Below are 16,566 nucleotides of genomic sequence, written 5' to 3' on the forward strand. Positions count from 1 at the left end.
GGGGGAGAGGGGTCAGGTCGGCGAAGATGGAGGCGCCGTCGCAGCCGGCGTGCAGCGGGTACCAGCGGGGCGTGCCGGGCGGGCGCTGACCGCAGATGCCCTTGAAGGTCTGCACGTCCAGCAGCCGGACGTGCGTCGGGTCGGCGACCGCGTTGACATGCCCCCACCAGGGGCTCATCACGTGCAGCACGCCGCCCGGCCGGAGCACCCGGTGGCACTCGTCCACCAGCGGCAGGAAGTCGATCAGGTGCTCCAGGATGTGCACCGCGAACAGCGCGTCGACCGAGTCGGTCGCCAACGGCAGCGCCCGGCTGAGGTCCGCCACCGCGTTCACCCCCGGCGCCGGGTAGATGTCCAGCCCCAGGTTGGACGGGTACTGCTTCTGGCCCCCGCAGCCCAGGTCCACCACCACCGGGTCGCGTCCGGCGACCCGGACCCGGTCCCAGACGCCGAGGACGCCGGCCAGCCGGCCGACCAGCTCGCGGACCAGGCTGAGCTGGGCCGGCTCGGCGACCTCACCGGTGAGGTGGGCCACCCCCCGGTCGAACCGCACCTCGACGGCGAGCCCGCGCAGCCGCGCGTCGTGCCGGGCCTGATCGGCCCAGGACTCCGCGAGGAACCCGTCGATCGCCCGCAGCCGCTCGGCCGAGGGCGGCGTCTGCGCCAGCGCGACCATCGCCACCTCCCGGGCCGCCGTTACCCGGATTACCGCCGGTTATGCCCGCCTCCACTCTGCCTCTGCCCGCCCGCTTCCGCCCGCCCGGTGATTGACTCCGTTTGCGGGATGTCGCGCTCTCCGAGGAGCTGGATACCGCCACATGCGCACAACAGAGAGGACCATGCGGCCCGGCCGGCCCGGGTGGTCAGCCGGAGAGGGTGCGGCGGACGCCTCGGCCCGCGCCGCGGATCCGCTGGCGTGGCGGAGCCGCCGTCTTCGGCCGCTTGAGGTGGTACCGGTGCAGCTCGTTGTTGCCCGGCAGGGACGGGTCCTCGCTCATGGCGACCAGCTCCCAACCCTGGTCGCCGGCCCGGTTGAGGTGGGCCAGCGCGGTGTCGCCGTACGGCGTCACGTCGATCATCGAGCCGTCCGGGCCGTACCAGACGAAGACGATCTCCCAGCCGAGGTCGTCGGTGGCCGGTTGGCGGCGGCGGACCAGCAGCGCGTACTCCCACTTGAGCATGGTGTCATTGTCACCCGGCGCGACCGGGTCGGCACGGATCAATCCTCGGCGATCCGCCCGGCCTCCACCCGCAGCCGCCGGTCGACGCGCACCGCCGCCAACATCCGCCGATCGTGGGTGACCAGCAGCAGTGTGCCGGCGTAGTGCGAAAGCGCCTGTTCCAGCTGCTCGATCGCCGGCAGGTCCAGGTGGTTGGTCGGCTCGTCCAGCACCAGCAGGTTGACCCCCCGCCCCTGCAACAGGGCCAGCGCCGCCCGGGTCCGCTCACCCGGCGACAGGGTCGCCGCCGGCCGCAGCACGTGCGCCGCGCGCAGGCCGAACTTGGCCAGCAGCGTCCGCGCGTCCGCCGGGGCCAGCTCGGGTACGGCCGCGCCGAACGCCTCCAGCAGGGGCTGTTCGCCGAGGAAGAGCTCGCGTGCCTGGTCGACCTCGCCGACCACCACGCCGGGGCCGAGCGAGGCGTGCCCGGCGTCGAGCGGCATCCGGCCCAGCAGCGCGGCCAGCAAAGTCGTCTTGCCGGAGCCGTTCGCCCCGGTGATCGCCACCCGGTCGGCCCAGCCGATCTGGAGGTCCACCGGACCGAGGGTGAAGCCGCCACGGCGTACGACGGCGCCGCGCAGCGCGGCCACCACCGCGCCGGCGCGGGGCGCGGCGGCGATCTCCATCCGCAGCTCCCACTCCTTGCGGGGCTCCTCGACCACGTCCAGTCGTTCGATCAGCCGTTCCGTCTGCCGGGCCTTCGCCGCCTGTTTCTCGGTCGCCTCGGTGCGGAACTTGCGGCCGATCTTGTCGTTGTCGGGGGCCTTGCGCCGGGCGTTCTTGACACCCTTCTCCATCCAGGCCCGCTGGGTTCGCGCCCGCGCCTCCAACGCGGCTCTGGTGTCGGCGTACCCCTCGTACTCGGCACGGGCCTGGCGGCGGGCCACCTCGCGCTCCTCCAGGTACGCCGTGTATCCGCCGCCGTACTGCCGGATCTCCTGCTGGGCGAGGTCCAGCTCCAGCACCCGGGTGACCGTGCGGGTGAGGAACTCCCGGTCGTGGCTGACCAGCACCGTGCCTGCGCGCAGCCCGGTGACGAACTGCTCCAGCCGCTCCAGGCCGGCCAGGTCCAGGTCGTTGGTCGGCTCGTCGAGCAGGAAGACGTCGTACCGGCTGAGCAGCAGCGAGGCCAACCCGGCCCGGGCCGCCTGGCCACCGGAGAGACCGGTCATCGGGTGGTCCAGGTCGACGGTGAGCCCCAGCTCGGCGGCGACCTGCTCGGCGCGTTCCGCCAGGTCGGCCCCGCCGAGGCCGAGCCAGCGCTCCAGCGCCTCGGCGTACGCGTCGTCCGCGCCGCCGGCGCCGGCGACGAGCGCCTCGGTGGCGGCGTCCAGCGCCGCCTGGGCCGCGTCGACCCCGGTACGCCGGGCCAGGAAGTCGCGGACCGTCTCGCCGGGGCGGCGGTCCGGTTCCTGCGGCAGGTGGCCGACCGTGGCCGTGGGCGGGCTCAGCGCGAGGCCGCCCTGCTCGACCGGCTGCAACCCGGCCAGCGTGCGCAGCAGGGTCGACTTGCCGGCGCCGTTGACGCCGACCAGCCCGACCACGTCGCCGGGGGCGACGACCAGGTCGAGGTCGGAGAAGAGGAGCCGCTCGCCGTGGCCGGCGGCGAGACCCTTGGCGATCAGCGTGGCGCTCATGAGGAGCCGAGCCTACCGGGGTGGCCGCCGCCGGCCGACCGGATATCCGCCCCGCGTCATGGCTGCTCCGGGCGCGAGGCAGACTCACTGCCGTGGTGACCACTCTGGCGATCGACTGTGGCGGCGGCGGGATCAAGGCCTCGGTGCTGGACGGGGCCGGCACGATGCGGGCCCGGCCGATCCGGGTGCCGACCCCGTACCCGCTTCCTCCGGCGCTGTTCGTCAAGACCCTGTTGGAACTGGGTGGGCGGCTGCCGGCGGCGGACCGGGTGACGGTCGGGATGCCCGGCATGATCCGGCACGGGGTGGTGGTGGCCACACCGCACTACGTCACCCGGTCCGGCCCACGCAGCCGGGTCGATCCGGGCCTGCTCGCCGAGTGGTCCGGGTACGACGCCCGGGGTGCGGTCGCCGACGCCTTCGGGTTGCCGGCGTTGGTGCTCAACGACGCCGAGGTGCACGGCGCCGGGGTGGTGGCCGGGACCGGTTGCGAACTGGTGCTGACCCTCGGCACCGGGCTGGGCAGCGCGCTGTTCGACGGCGGTGCGCTCGCCCCGCACCTGGAGCTGTCCCACGCGCCGGTGCGCTGGGGCACCACCTACGACACGTACGTGGGGGAGCAGGAGCGTCGCCGGCTGGGCGACGCCTTCTGGTCACGGCGCATCCGGCAGGTGGTGGAGGGCCTGCGGCCGGTGTTCCGTTGGGACCGGCTCTACCTGGGTGGGGGGAACTCGCGCCTGATCCGTTCCGAACAGGTGGCCCGGATGGGCGACGATGTCGTGGTCGTGCCCAACACGGCCGGCATCGTCGGTGGTGTCCGGGCGTGGGAGTTGATCGCCGACCGGTACGACCCGACCCTCTGACCCGCAATATCCGCCGGAGGAACACTCGCGGTACGGCCGGTGTTGTGCCAGCGTCGACCAAGGGGCACGACACGAGGAGGTGGGTCGGGATGGATCTTCTGGCGGACTACCGGCGGGCGACCATGTTCTTCGAAGCGGGTGACCCGACCGGAGCGGCCCGGCTGCTCGAGCCGATCGTCGAGGCCGAGCCGGGGAACTCCTCGGTACGCCAGCTGCTGGCCCGCGCGTACTTCCAGTCGGCCCAGCTCAGCCGGGCCGAGGAGCAGCTGCGGGAGTTGGTCGACCGGGACCCGAGCGACCACTACGCGCACCACGTGCTGGGGCGGACGCTGGAGCGGCTGAACCGCTACCACGACGCGCTGCGGCACCTGCGCATCGCTGCGGCGATGCACTCCACCAACGACGACTACGCGACCGCGCTGCGCCGGGTGGAGAGCCGGGTCAGCGGGGGTCGCTGAGCGGTCGCCGCGTGTCCCGGGCGGGGCAGCGGGCCGGAATACCATGGCCGGATGGGACCTGACCGGGCGGTGGGCGTGGCATGAAGCTGAAGCTGGACCTGCACGACATCTTCAACAAGGGCCACGACATCGACCGGGCGCTGCGCGGCATCATGGACGAGGCGGTGGCGAAGAGGGCCACCCTGGTGGAGATCATCCCCGGCAAGGGCTCCGGTCAGCTCAAGAAGCGGGTGCTGCGGTTTCTCGACCAGAAGGACGTCAAGCAGCTCTACCACCGGGTCGAGAAGGACTCGAAGAACTTCGGCCGACTCTTCGTGCACTTCCGCTGGAAGTAGTGACGGCATGGCCCCTGGCCACCTCGGGGCGCGACCTGAGAAGGAGGTTGAGGGCCCGGGGACACACCCGGGCCCTCAGCACAACCGGACCACTCAGGGCGTCGGTGTCGGAGTCGTCTGCTGGATCCAGGCTTCGTCGCAGACCAAGGTCGTTCCTGGTGCGTCGCAGTGGGTCTCCCACACCTCGCCGTCGGTGGTCAGCACCTTGACCCAAACGTCATTGCCCTGGGCGGAGATGGCGACGCCACAGGCCGATGCCCCTGGATAGCCATCATTGTTGCTCAGGTCGATCCAGGTGTAAGGGCCCTCGGTAGGCTGAAGATCGCGCCGTCCCGCATATGTCACTCCGTCCGAGACCACCGCGCTGAACTCTTCGGCGTTCGACGGAGCGTAACTGTCAATGTCGGCGCACGGCCCAGCCGGACCGGTCGGCCCGGCGGGTCCGGTGGCCCCGGGAGGTCCCGCAGGACCCGTCGGACCAGCAGGGCCGGCCGGGCCCGTAGGGCCGGTCGGGCCGCGTTTGTGTAGCCACCACCGCTTGTGATGCTTCTGATCCTCGTAGTCCCCGACCCAGTCCTCGTACCCGACCCAGCCGGCATTCCCTTCAACACGGACTGTCGCGCTGATGCCGTCGTCCGGAGCGCTGGCCGCTGCGGCGTCGGCAGTGGCGGCCACGCCGGCGAGTGCGAACGCAAGTGACGCCACGGCGCCACCGGTCACCCACCGACCGCGCCCGTTCCCCGGGAGGGGACCCAACCTCGACCTCGTGCAACGGTTCGGGTTCATTCGATGATCCTCTCTGCATCGGGCAGCCCGGGGAATTCCGGGAGTTCTACGCCCTCTGTCGCATCAGGTTATTGGGCGCAAAGCGAGCATCACACACGTTCCTGGTCCTTCATGCTGGTTCGGGTGAACTGTTCTGATGTGCCGTCGCCGAGCCGCAAGATCCGTCCTACGGTGAGCGGACAACCCGCAGCCGCCGAGGAGGTGATGGCATGAGGCCGTCCATCTGCCTGTGCATGATCGTGAAGAACGAGGCGAGGGTGATTGAACGCTGCCTCAAATCCGTACGTGGCCTGGTGGACACCTGGGTCATCTCGGACACCGGCTCGACCGACGGGACGCAGCGACTCATTCGATCCATACTGGACGATTTTCCTGGCGAGCTGCACGAGGAGCCGTGGGTGAACTTCGGCTACAACCGGAGCCTGAACATCGCACACGCTCGCGGTAAAGCCGACTACCTGCTCCTCCTCGACGCCGACCTCGTCGTCCGCCAGGATGGGCCCCTGCCACCGCTGACCGCCGATGCCTACATGCTGCGTCACGAGGGGACTACCGAGTACCGCGTCAAGCGCCTCGTCCGTGGCGATCTCCCATGGCGATATGAAGGGGTCACCCATGAGTATCTAACCTGTGACGGGCCGGACCGCCAGGAGAACATCGACGCGCTCGTGATCGAGGACCATGCCGACGGCGGGTCTCGCCATGACAAGTTCGAGCGTGACGCGAAACTGCTCAGCGCCGAACTGGAACGCGACGCCGACAACCCCAGGAATGTCTTCTACCTCGCCCAGACAATGCGCGACATGGGTCGAATCAGCGAGGCGATCATGTTTTACGAGCGTCGAGCGCAGATGGGCGGCTGGGCCGAAGAGGTTTACTACGCACTGCTTCAGTCCGGAGTTCTCAGGGCAGGAAGTGACGACTGGCCGGGCGCGATGGACACTCTCACTCGCGCTTGGGAAGCACGTCCACAGCGCCTCGAAGCGTGCTACGAACTGTGCTCGCGGTTGCGACAGAGGGGTCATCACCACGGCGCGTACGCGATGACCCGTGCCAGCCTGGACCGACCGGCGCCAAACGACCTGTTGTTCGTCAGCCCTTGGGTGTATCGCTGGGGCCTCCTGTTCGAGTATTCGATCGCGGCCTACTGGGTCGGTGAGACGGACGAATCCCTCCGGGCGTGCGATCGTCTCCTCGCTCTGCCGGATCTTCCCGGCCCTTATCGCACACAGACCCTTGCCAATCGCGCATACGCCGTTTCCGCGCTCTCATAGTGTCGGTCTCAGGCCGGCAAGGTCGGCAGCAGGATCACCACGGCGACCGCGCCGGCCAGGGACGCCGCCAGCACCGGCCACGGACTGTCGATCCGGGTCATCGGGGCGACCAGACCGGCGGCCGCGCCGGCCAGGGCGGGCAGGGTCGCCAGGCACGCCCCGCCGGGCACCAGCGCGGCCAGCAGCACCCCGAGCGGGGCCAGCCAGCCAGCGCTCCGATAGCCAGCGCGGCCGGCCCGACCCGGCGGCGGGCCAGCGCGTACCAGGCGGCGAGGATCGCGGCGGCGAGCGGCACCACGGCCAGCCGGTACCACGTCGGCCGGTACGGGTCGAGCAGCTCGGCCTAGCCGGGACGGACCGCGCCGATCCCGGCCCAGAGCAGCTGCGCGGCCAGCGGCGCGGCCACGATCGGCACCAGCGCGAGCCCGAAGCCAGCCGCCAGCCGCCAGCCGCCAGCCGGCCGACGGTCACCCGTCCCCGCCGCCGGACCAGCCAGGCGAGCCCGAGCACCCCGGCCAGCGCCAGCCCGGCCAGCGGCCAGGTCAGCCAGCCCGGGTAGCGGACCAGCCCGCCGGGGACCGGGAAGTACGTTGCCGTCGTGGCCGGCGCGCAGCTCGGTCAGGTCGGTACGCCCGAACTCCCGGGCCGGCCCCAGCGCGTTGTCGCCGTGCTGCTGGAGGCTGCCCCGGTCCATGCGGGTCGGGGTGTCCAGCGGGGTGTGCTTCGCGTTGTCCCGGGACGACTCGAACTTGATCACCGGGCCGGTCGACCAAGCGCACCGGCGCCGACCGCGAGCAGCGCGACCAGCGCCACCAGGGCGGCCAGCGGCCGGTTGCGGGGCCAGGCCAGGGCGCGGTCGGCGGCGGGAACTGGGGGTACGCCCAAGGCGGACTCCTCGGGGGTGGGCCCATCCTGCCCCGCGGGAGGGTGATGCGCGACCCCGGATCCGAAGCGTGACGCGGCGGGCGTCCGACCGCTCACCGTGTGACGGCCTTGCCCGGGTACGCCCCTGCCGCCACGGTCATGTTGTGTGCGACCGTTGTCTGATACAGGATCAGCAGGGCACTCGGAAGGAGCCCGACATCACCAGCGACATCCCGCGTCTCGCGGCGGTGGCCCGGCCGCACCGGGGGCCCGGCCTGGCCGGACCCCCGGTGGCGCCGTACCCGCAGGGCGGCCTCGGGCGCCATCCCAACCTGCCGCCCGGCGAACGACTGCGGGTGCTGCTGGTCGAGGACGACGAGGGCGACGCCTTCCTGGTGGGTGAACTGCTCGCCGAGACCAATTCGATGATCGACCTGCTGGTCGCCACCAGTCTCAGCGAGGCGCGGCAGCGGATGGCCGGGGTCGACTGCGTCCTGCTCGACCTCGGGTTGCCCGACGCGCAGGGCCTCGACGGGCTGCGCAAGGTGCTGGAGATGGCCAGCGGGGCGGCGGTCTGCGTGCTGACCGGCCGCTCCGACGAGCACCTGGGTATCGTGGCGGTCGCCGAGGGTGCCCAGGACTACCTGGTCAAGGGGCAGGTCGACGGGGTGCTGCTGACCCGGGCGTTGCGGTACGCGGTCGAACGCAAGCGGGCCGACGAGAATGCCCGCCGGCTGCGCGAGGTCGAACTGCGTCAGGCCGAGTCGGCCCGCCTGGAGCGAGGCCTGCTGCCGCAACCGCTTATGTCGACCGACGAGGTCTCGGTGCACACCTTCTACCGGCCCGGCCGGCATGCCGCGCTGATCGGCGGCGACTTCTTCGACGTGGTGCAGACCCGGCCCGACCGGGTCGACCTGATCGTCGGCGACGTCTGCGGGCACGGCGTGGACGAGGCGGCGCTCGGCGTCGAGCTGCGGGTGGCCTGGCGGGCGCTGATCCTGGCCGGGGTGCCCGACGACGAGGTGCTGCCCGCGCTGGAGCAGGTGCTGATGAGCGAACGCCGGCTCCAGGAGATCTTCGCGACTGTCGCCACCGCCCGGCTGGACCTGCGCCCCAACCGGGCCACCGTCCGGCTGGCCGGGCATCCGCCGCCGCTGCTGCTCTCCGGCGGCAAGGTCGCGCCGGTTCCGGCGCCCGGCGGTCTGCTCCTCGGCGTACGACCCCGCCGACCCGTTGCGTTCGACCTGGAGTTCGACACCGATGACTGGTCCCTGTTGATGTACACCGATGGCCTGATCGAGGGGCGGGTGGGCAGCGGCGACGACCGGCTCGACGTGCCGGGGCTGGTCGGTCTGCTGGAGGATCCGGCCAACCAGGCGGTGCCGCTCGCCGAGCTGCCGGCCTGGCTGGTCGGCCGGGCTGAGCAGATCAACGGCGGCCCGCTCGCCGATGACGTCGCCATGCTGCTGGTCACCCGGGGCGGTGGCCGGTGAACCCGTACCGGTGGGGGTGGACCCTGCGCCGGCGGGTGCTGGCGGTGCTGGCGGTGGTCGGCGTGATGCTGGTCGGTCTCGCCGTGGCCGAGGCGGTGGTGGCGGCCCAGAACCAGCGCCACGCCGACGTGGTGCTTCGGGAGACCGGCCCGGCCCGGGCGCAGTCGCAGGAACTGCTCGGTGTGCTGATCGGTCAGGAGACGGCGGTGCGGGGCTTCGCGCTGACCGGCCAGCAGGCGGAGCTCGCCCCGTACACCGAGGGGATACGGCGGGAGCAGGAGCTCTACCGCAGCATGGGTGGGCTGCTGCGCCACTATCCGGAAATGCTCCGGCAGCTCGACAGGGTGCGGGCGCAGGCCGCCGAGTGGCGGCGCCGCACCGCCCAGCCGGTGATCGACACGACCAACAGGTCCGGCGCCGCCGCCGGGCAGGCGCTGGTCACCGACCAGTCCCGCCAGGAGTTCACCCGGGTCCGGGACGCGGTCGCCGCCCTCCAGACGCAGATCTACAGCGAGCGGGAGCGCCGCGCCGAGCAGATCTACCACACGGGCGACCTCCTGGTCCTGCTGCTGATCGTCGCGGCGGCGGTGGTCGTGGTGGCCGGCGTGCTGACGGTGGTCTCGCTGGACCGGGTGGTGATGCGGCCGCTGAGTCGGCTGGTGCTCCAGGTCCGTGAGGTGGCGAACGGCGACTACCAGCACCGCATCGAGGGATCCGGTCCGCCGGAGCTGCGCCAGCTCGCGGTCGACGTCGAGGCCATGCGGCAGAAGATCGCCCGGGAGCTTGACGAGGTACGCGAGGCACGCCAGAACATCGAGTGGGTCAACAGCCAGTTGCAGAAGCAGGCCGAGGAGCTGACCCGCTCCAACCGCGACCTGGAACAGTTCGCCTACGTCGCCTCGCACGACCTCCAGGAGCCGCTGCGCAAGGTGGCCAGCTTCTGCCAGCTGCTGCAACGACGATACGCCGGGCAGCTCGACGAGCGGGCCGACCAGTACATCGCCTTCGCGGTCGACGGCGCGCAGCGGATGCAACGCCTGATCAACGACCTGCTGGCCTTCTCCCGGATCGGCCGGCTCACCAGCGGCTTCGCCGAGGTCGACCTGGACAAGGTGATGGGCGAGGTGGCCGGGCAGACCGAGGCCGCCCGCCAGTACGCCGACGCCGAGCTGACCTGGGACCGGCTGCCGACCATCCGGGGCGAGGAACCCTTGTTGACCAACCTGCTGGTCAACCTGGTGAGCAACTCGGTGAAGTTCCGCCGGCCCGACGTCGCCCCGAAGGTGCACGTGTCGGCCCGGCTGGTCGACGACGAGTGGGAGATCAGCTGCCAGGACAACGGCATCGGGATCGAACCGGAGTTCGCCGACAAGATCTTCGTGATCTTCCAGCGGCTGCACTCCAAGGACGCCTACCCCGGCACCGGAATCGGCCTGGCGATCGTCAAGAAGATCGTCGAGTACCACGGCGGCCGGGTCTGGGTGGACACGAGTGTCGGCGAGGGCACCGCGATCCGGTTCACCCTCCCGGCACGCCCCGAGGACGTCGAGGCGGCAACGGCCGAGGCCGTCGCCGACGAGGCGTCGACCGGGGACGTTCCCGAGTCGGTCGCGGTGGACCCGTCGAACCCGGTCGGCAGGCAGCCGGGCGGCGCGGCGGACGACGACACGCCGGACGGGGCGGCGGAGCGCGGTACAACGGGTGGCATGAAGGAGACGGTGGGATGACGGCGCCGGCCGACGGCAACAGTCCGATAGAGGTCCTGCTGGTCGAGGACGACCCGGGCGACGTGTTGATGACCCAGGAGGCGTTCGACGAGCACAAGCTCCGCAACCGGTTGACGGTCGTGTCCGACGGCGCCGAAGCGCTGGCCTACCTGCGGCGCGAGGGGCAGTACGCCGACGCCGTGCAGCCCGACCTGATCCTGCTCGACCTGAACCTTCCCCGCCGCGACGGCCGCGAGGTGCTGGAGGAGGTCAAGAAGGACGAGCAGCTCTGCCGGATCCCGGTGGTGGTGCTCACCACCTCCCAGGCCGACGAGGACATCCTGCGCAGCTACCAACTGCACGCCAACGCCTACGTGACCAAGCCGGTGGACTTCGAGCGCTTCATCTCGGTGGTCCGGCAGATCGACGAGTTCTTCGTCAGCGTGGTCAAGCTTCCGCCGCGTGGCTGACCGGCTGCGGGCCGACGTCGGGGAGCTGCTTCGGCAGACCGCGACGGACGTCGTGCTGCCCCTGTTCCGGCGGCTCGACGACGCCGACATCATCGAGAAGGCCCCCGGCGACCTGGTCACCGTCGCCGACCGGCGGGCGGAGGAGCGGATCTCCGAGGCCCTGCGCCGGCTGCTGCCCGGCTCGGTCGTGGTCGGCGAGGAGGCGGTCGCCGAGGATCCGGACCTGCTGCGCCACCTGCGCGACGGCGGTGACGTGTGGCTGGTGGACCCGGTGGACGGCACCGGCAACTTCGCCGCCGGGCGGCCCCCGTTCGCGTTGATGGTCGCGTTGCTGACCGACGGTGAGATGACCGGGGCGTGGGTGCTCGACCCACTCGCCGGTGTCCTCGCCGACGCCCGCCTCGGCGCGGGCACCCGCCTCGACGGTCAGCCGGTGCGGGCCGCGGATGTCGCCGCGCCGCACGGCGGGATGCGCGGCACCGCGATGACCCGCTACCTGCCGCCGGCCGTCCGTACCCGGGTCGAGGCGTGCCCGGAGTGGCTCGGCGAGCTGCTGCCCGGCCAGCACTGTGCCGGCCGGGAGTATCTGGACCTGCTCACCGGCGACCAGCGGTTCGTGCTCTTCTGGCGGACGCTGCCCTGGGACCACGCCCCGGGTGTGCTGCTGGTGCGGGAGGCCGGCGGGGTGGCGCGCCGTTTCGACGGCGCCGACTACCATCCCGCCGACGACCGCCCGGGGCTGCTCGTCGCCGCCGACGAGGCCACCTGGTCGAAGGCGCGGGCCGCACTGCTCGACCACTGACCCCGCGGGTTGATGCGTGGGCGCGTCGGCGGCGGCGACACGCGGTGTCCGGCATACGACGGCCGAAACGAACGAAGTGGATCACCGTTGGCAACGCTGCGCGACGATGCCGGTGCGCGGCGTGGCCCGCCGTCGGCCCGGGGCGATCGCGGGCCTGGTCAGCCCGGCCGCGTCCGGTATCGTGGCCGGCGGCCTCCCGCCGGCCAGCACCTACTCGGTCGGCGGTTCGCCGCCGGGGTCGACCGGCCCCGTGGGAGAGGGAAGGACACCTTCGTGCCCAGGACCAGCATCACCCGGTCGCAGGCGCGCCGGCCGTTGACCGTGCTGCTCGCCGTGCTGGCACTGTTGCTCGGCGGCGGTGCCGCACCGGCATCCGCCGAGCCCAACGAGGGCGGCACGAAGAAGCTGCGCGACGCGCTGGAGGCCGCCGCCAAGGGCCACCTGGAGGCCAAGGCGAAGCTGGAGAACTCCAGGCGCCGCCAGGTCGAGTTGACCAACGAGCTGAAGGCGGTCGAGGTGCGGCTGGTCGGGCTGAACGCCCAGGTCGGCGAGGTGGCCGCGCAGTCGTACCGGCTGGGTCGGCTCACCACCGCCTCGGCGCTGCTCAACAGCGCCAGCCCCGAGGCGTTCCTCCAGCGTGCCGCCGAACTCGACGTGATGGGGCAGCGGGACGCCAGGCGCCTGCACGAGTACCAGATTGCGCAGGCGACCGCCGCGCAGGCCAAGCTGGCCATCGACGTCGAGGTGCGGGAGCAGCAGAAGCAGGTCGCCGCGCTGGCCAAGCGGAAGCGGGACGCCGAGCAGGCGCTCGCCACCGTCAGCTCCGGCGCCAGCGGGGGCTTCAGCGGCAGCGCCCGGTCGGCCACCCCGGCCAAGCGCAACTCGGACGGCTCCTGGCCGGCGGAGTCCTGCTCGGTCAACGACCCGACCACCGACGGCTGCATCACCGCACGCACCCTGCACGCCCTGCGGCAGGCCCAGGCCGCCGGCTACAAGCGGTACGTCAAGTGCTACCGCCCCGGCGGCGACGGTGAGCACCCGAAGGGCCGGGCCTGCGACTTCTCCGCCGCCACCAGCACCTTCAAGGACGAGACCGCGACCGGCGGCGACAAGGCGTACGGCGACAGCCTGGCGAACTACTTCCAGAAGAACGCCGACCGGCTCGGGGTGCTCTACGTGATCTGGTACCGGCAGATCTGGCTGCCGAACACCGGCTGGCGGGCGTACAGCGGCTCCGGCAGCCCGGCCGCCGACCACACAAACCACGTTCATCTTTCGATGAACTGAGTCGCACTCCCGGGAACGATGCGTACCATCGCGACGGTGAGCAGCTCATCCTCCGACGTCATGGTCGATCCGGCGCCTGCGCCGGACACCTCCCGCGCGCTGCCCAACGGGCTCGCCGCGTTCCTGGTCTTCCTCTCCAGCGGCGCCGTGCTGGTGCTGGAGACGGTCTCGTTGCGCCTGGTCGGCCCGTACGTCGGGGTGACCCTCCAGGTGACCAGCTCGGTCATCGGCATCGCGCTGGCCGCCATCGCGTACGGGGCGTGGACCGGTGGCTGGCTCGCCGACCGGCGCGACCCGCGTCCGCTGCTCGCCCCGGCGCTGGTGCTGGCCGGCATCGCCTCGGCGGTCACCCTGCCGGTGGTCCGGTACGCCGGAGAGGTGTTGCGAGGCGGGGCGGCCAGCGCCATCCTGTTGCTCGTCGCGGCGGCCGTCTTCGTGCCGGCGGCCCTGCTGTCGGCGGTCACCCCGCTGGTGGTGAAGCTCCAACTCGCCGACCTGCGCCGCACCGGTCAGGTGGTGGGCCGGCTGTCCAGCATCGGCACCCTCGGCGGGATCAGCGCCACCCTGGTCACCGGCTTCGTGCTGGTGGCGGCGTTGCCCAGCACCGTCATCCTGATCGCGTTGGCGGCGCTGCTCGGGGTCACCGGCCTCGTCCTCGGCGTCTACCTGCGCCGGCAGGAAGGTGCCGGGCGGGCCGGTCCAGGCCGGGTGAAGGCCGCCCTGGCGGTGCTCGGGCTGGTCGGCGCCGGGCTCGGCGCGGTCGCGCCGAACCCCTGTGACGTGGAGACCGCGTACCACTGCGCCCGGGTGGCGGTGGACCCGTCGCGCGACTCCGGCCGGGTGCTCTACCTCAACTCGGCCCAGCACTCGTACGTGGACCTGGCCGACCCCACCCACCTGGAGTACGCGTACACCCAGTGGATCGGCGCGGCGGCGGACGTGGCGGCGCCCGAGGGGCGGCGGCTGGACGCGCTGCACCTGGGCGGGGGCGGGTTCACCATGCCCCGCTACCTGAGCGCCACCCGGCCCGGCAGCCACAACCTGGTGTTCGAGATCGACGGCGGGCTGGTCGAGCTGGACCGGCGTGAGCTGGGTGTGCGTCCGGGGCCGGAGCTGCGCGCGGTGGTGGGTGACGCCCGGATGCTGGTCGCCGCCGAGCCGGCCGGCAGCCGCGACTTCGTCGTCGGGGACGCCTTCGGGCATCTGGTGGTGCCCTGGCACCTGGCCACCCGGGAGATGGCGGCCGAGGTGCGGCGGGTGCTCCGTCCCGGTGGGATGTACGTGCAGAACGTCATCGACTATCCGCCGGGGCGGTTCATCCGTAGCGAGGTGGCCACCGTGGCGGCCGAGTTCCGGCACGTCGCGCTGGTCGCGCCGGCCGACGCGCTCGCCGGTGCGGTGGGGTCGAACTTCCTCATCGTCGCCTCGGACGCGCCGCTGCCGCTGGACATGCTCGGTCAGCGTCTCGGCACCCTGGACAGGGCTCCTGACCTGCTCACCGGTGACGAGCTGCTCGCCTTCGTCGACGATGCGCTGGTCCTCACGGACGACTACGCTCCGGTGGACCAGCTGCTCGCGACCGCCTGATCAGGTGATTCCCTGACCGATTCCGCCCACTCAGGTGTAGCGGGACCGGGTCGGGGCAACACGACCGACCATGGGTGGAGCGAACCGGGACGGTGCGCAGTTGCTGGGTGAGCGGTACCGGCTGATCGAGCAGCTCGGCGCGGGCGGCATGTCCGTGGTGTGGCGCGGCTACGACGAGGTGCTGGGCCGCCAGGTGGCGGTGAAGGTGCTGGCGTCGCGGCTGGCAAGCGACCGGGCGTTCCGGCACCGGATCCGGGCGGAGGCGCAGGCCGCCGCGCGGCTCTGCCACCCCAACATCACCAACGTGTACGACTACGGCGAGTCAGAGCAGGTCGGCCTCACCGTGCCGTACGTCGTGATGGAGCTGGTCGACGGCGGCCCGTTGACCGGCCGGCTCGGGCAGGGCAGCCGGCTGCCCTGGCGGGAGGCGGTGACGATCGGGGCCGAGGTCAGTTCGGCGCTGGCCACGGCGCACGCGCGTGGCGTCGTGCACCGGGACGTCACCCCCGGCAACGTCATGCTCACCCCCACCGGGGTGAAGGTCGTCGACTTCGGTATCTCGGCGCTGGTCGGGGAGAGCGAGCAGGACCCGGACGGGGCGCTGCTCGGCACGCCCGCCTACCTGGCGCCGGAGCGGTTGGACAAGGGCCAGGTCTCCCCGGCCACCGACGTGTACGCCGTCGGGCTGCTGCTCTACCGCATGCTCACCGGCCGGCTGCCCTGGCAGGCCAGCACCACCACGCAGATGCTCCGGGCGCACATGTACCACGATCCGGAGCCGATGCCCGAGGTGGCCGGGCTCCCGGTCGAGGTGGCGGAACTGGTGCGGCACTGCCTCGCCAAGCGGCCGGAGGACCGGCCGGCGACCGCCGAGTTGGCTCGTACGCTGGCCGAGGCGGCCGGGATGGTCGGAGCCGTGCCGGTCTCCCCGGCGCCCGGAGCGGGCGGGGATGCGACCCTGCTTGCCGCCGCCGGCACCACGATCCTGCCGTGGTCGGCCGGCACCGACGCGCTGCCCTTCTCGGGTCGCACCCGCACCCGTACCACTGCCCGGCGGCGCAGGGTCGAGGCCGGGTTGGCCGCGGCCGGGCTGCTCGCGGTGACCGCCGTGATGTGGGGAGTGACCTCGAAGAGCCCGAGCAGCGGAGGGGCCGACGAACCCACCGAGGCGCGGATGGGGCTGACCCGGCAGCAGGGCTGCGGCGTGTCGTACGCGCTGCGCGAGGACTCCGGCAAGGACTTCACGGCGGAGGTGACGGTGACCAACACCGGCACGGAGGAGTTGCGGGACTGGCGGGTGCGTTTCGCCTTCCCGGGCCGGCAGACGGTGACGAAGGCCAGCCCGGCGGTGGCCCAGCAGCAGGGACGCACGGTCGTGGTGCAGCCCGCGCCGGGGCGTACCGCGCTCGCGCCCGGCGCGTCGGAGAAGCTCGTGCTGAGCGGGCGGTACACGGGGACCAACCCGCTGCCGGTGCAGTTCCACCTGGCTGAGACGGCCTGCGCTGTCCAGGTGTCCGGGGTGGCCGGCTCGGTGCCGCCTGCTGTCCCGGCGAGAGCGCCGGCCAAGGCCCCGGCGAAACCGACCGCGAAGAAGGCCTCCGCCGGTGGTGGCGCCACCGCGACCTCGCAGAAGGGCTCCGGCGTCGGTACGAAGGGCAAGTCGGGGAAGGGTTCGGGTGGTGGGGTGAAGAAAGCAGAGCGGTCCGGGGGAGGGGACGACGATGACGACGACCGCGACGAGGACGACCGCGACGAGGACTGATCGCCGACCGGGTGGCTGATCC

17 protein-coding genes and 1 pseudogene are annotated in these 16,566 nt (G+C 72.1%); 11 read left to right on the forward strand and 7 right to left on the reverse strand.

All coding sequences use genetic code 11. The annotated features are described in order from the left end of the window. From E1193_RS13975 to E1193_RS13985, 3 genes and pseudogenes are all read right to left on the reverse strand, one after another. Nucleotides 1-676 (reverse strand): methyltransferase domain-containing protein (locus E1193_RS13975; protein WP_132183625.1); only part of this gene is annotated, 676 nt, incomplete at its 3' end. A gap of 253 nt (nt 677-929) precedes the next feature. After that, nucleotides 930-1,181 (reverse strand): annotated as a pseudogene (locus E1193_RS13980) (hypothetical protein); the annotation flags it as partial. A gap of 38 nt (nt 1,182-1,219) precedes the next feature. Next, complete coding sequence (locus E1193_RS13985) at nt 1,220-2,857, reverse strand: ABC-F family ATP-binding cassette domain-containing protein (protein ID WP_132183627.1); 1,638 nt, start codon at nt 2,855-2,857, stop codon at nt 1,220-1,222. A 92-nt stretch (nt 2,858-2,949) separates the two neighbouring features. Between E1193_RS13985 and E1193_RS13990 the strand changes: the two genes are divergently transcribed. The 3 genes from E1193_RS13990 (at nt 2,950) to E1193_RS14000 (ending at nt 4,513) form a co-directional block, all read left to right on the forward strand. After that, nucleotides 2,950-3,720, forward strand: a complete 771-nt coding sequence (locus E1193_RS13990; RefSeq protein ID WP_132183628.1) for an ROK family protein — start codon at nt 2,950-2,952, stop codon at nt 3,718-3,720. An 89-nt stretch (nt 3,721-3,809) separates the two neighbouring features. Then, complete coding sequence (locus E1193_RS13995) at nt 3,810-4,178, forward strand: tetratricopeptide repeat protein (RefSeq protein WP_132183629.1); 369 nt, start codon at nt 3,810-3,812, stop codon at nt 4,176-4,178. Between the two features lie 80 nt (nt 4,179-4,258). Beyond that, nucleotides 4,259-4,513, forward strand: coding sequence for a Smr/MutS family protein (locus tag E1193_RS14000; RefSeq protein WP_132183630.1), 255 nt, complete (start codon nt 4,259-4,261; stop codon nt 4,511-4,513). Between the two features lie 93 nt (nt 4,514-4,606). Here the strand turns inward: E1193_RS14000 and E1193_RS33145 are convergent, their stop codons facing one another. Next, nucleotides 4,607-5,299: a hypothetical protein gene (locus E1193_RS33145; RefSeq protein WP_243707605.1), complete on the reverse strand. Its 693-nt coding sequence runs from the start codon at nt 5,297-5,299 to the stop codon at nt 4,607-4,609. Between the two features lie 209 nt (nt 5,300-5,508). Between E1193_RS33145 and E1193_RS14010 the strand changes: the two genes are divergently transcribed. Next, entirely contained in the window at nt 5,509-6,573 is a 1,065-nt protein-coding gene (locus tag E1193_RS14010; protein ID WP_132183631.1) for a glycosyltransferase, read from the forward strand. A gap of 8 nt (nt 6,574-6,581) precedes the next feature. Here the strand turns inward: E1193_RS14010 and E1193_RS33150 are convergent, their stop codons facing one another. From E1193_RS33150 to E1193_RS33765, 3 genes are all read right to left on the reverse strand, one after another. After that, a complete protein-coding gene (locus E1193_RS33150) occupies nt 6,582-6,761 on the reverse strand; it encodes a hypothetical protein (protein ID WP_243707606.1) in 180 nt (59 codons plus the stop codon). Nucleotides 6,762-6,916: 155 nt separating this feature from the next. Next, nucleotides 6,917-7,330 carry a hypothetical protein gene (locus tag E1193_RS33155; protein WP_243707608.1) on the reverse strand — a complete coding sequence of 138 codons (414 nt, stop codon included), beginning with the start codon at nt 7,328-7,330 and terminating at the stop codon, nt 6,917-6,919. Then, nucleotides 7,327-7,458 carry a hypothetical protein gene (locus tag E1193_RS33765; protein WP_279433334.1) on the reverse strand — a complete coding sequence of 44 codons (132 nt, stop codon included), beginning with the start codon at nt 7,456-7,458 and terminating at the stop codon, nt 7,327-7,329. The genes E1193_RS33155 and E1193_RS33765 overlap by 4 nt, the downstream gene beginning before the upstream one ends. Nucleotides 7,459-7,727: 269 nt before the next feature. Between E1193_RS33765 and E1193_RS14020 the strand changes: the two genes are divergently transcribed. The 7 genes from E1193_RS14020 to E1193_RS14050 all read left to right on the forward strand — a co-directional run bounded on the left by E1193_RS14020 (nt 7,728) and on the right by E1193_RS14050 (nt 16,544). Beyond that, nucleotides 7,728-8,930 (forward strand): fused response regulator/phosphatase, encoded by a 1,203-nt coding sequence (locus E1193_RS14020; RefSeq protein ID WP_132183649.1) that lies wholly within the window; start codon nt 7,728-7,730, stop codon nt 8,928-8,930. Then, on the forward strand, nt 8,927-10,657 hold the full coding sequence (locus E1193_RS14025) for a sensor histidine kinase (protein WP_132183632.1): 1,731 nt from the start codon (nt 8,927-8,929) through the stop codon (nt 10,655-10,657). The genes E1193_RS14020 and E1193_RS14025 overlap by 4 nt, the downstream gene beginning before the upstream one ends. Next, nucleotides 10,654-11,106: a response regulator gene (locus E1193_RS14030; RefSeq protein WP_132183633.1), complete on the forward strand. Its 453-nt coding sequence runs from the start codon at nt 10,654-10,656 to the stop codon at nt 11,104-11,106. The genes E1193_RS14025 and E1193_RS14030 overlap by 4 nt, the downstream gene beginning before the upstream one ends. Beyond that, nucleotides 11,099-11,908, forward strand: coding sequence for an inositol monophosphatase family protein (locus E1193_RS14035; RefSeq protein ID WP_132183634.1), 810 nt, complete (start codon nt 11,099-11,101; stop codon nt 11,906-11,908). Before E1193_RS14030 ends, E1193_RS14035 begins: the two co-directional genes overlap by 8 nt. A 315-nt stretch (nt 11,909-12,223) precedes the next feature. Then, nucleotides 12,224-13,195, forward strand: a complete 972-nt coding sequence (locus tag E1193_RS14040) for a hypothetical protein (RefSeq protein WP_207922694.1) — start codon at nt 12,224-12,226, stop codon at nt 13,193-13,195. A gap of 36 nt (nt 13,196-13,231) precedes the next feature. Further along, nucleotides 13,232-14,782, forward strand: a complete 1,551-nt coding sequence (locus tag E1193_RS14045; protein WP_132183636.1) for a fused MFS/spermidine synthase — start codon at nt 13,232-13,234, stop codon at nt 14,780-14,782. Nucleotides 14,783-14,852: 70 nt separating this feature from the next. Next, a complete protein-coding gene (locus E1193_RS14050) occupies nt 14,853-16,544 on the forward strand; it encodes a serine/threonine-protein kinase (RefSeq protein WP_132183637.1) in 1,692 nt (563 codons plus the stop codon). The last annotated feature ends 22 nt before the right edge of the window (nt 16,545-16,566 follow it).

Origin of the sequence: Micromonospora sp. KC606, assembly GCF_004348675.1 — a bacterium.
Taxonomy (GTDB): Bacteria; Actinomycetota; Actinomycetes; order Mycobacteriales; family Micromonosporaceae; genus Micromonospora.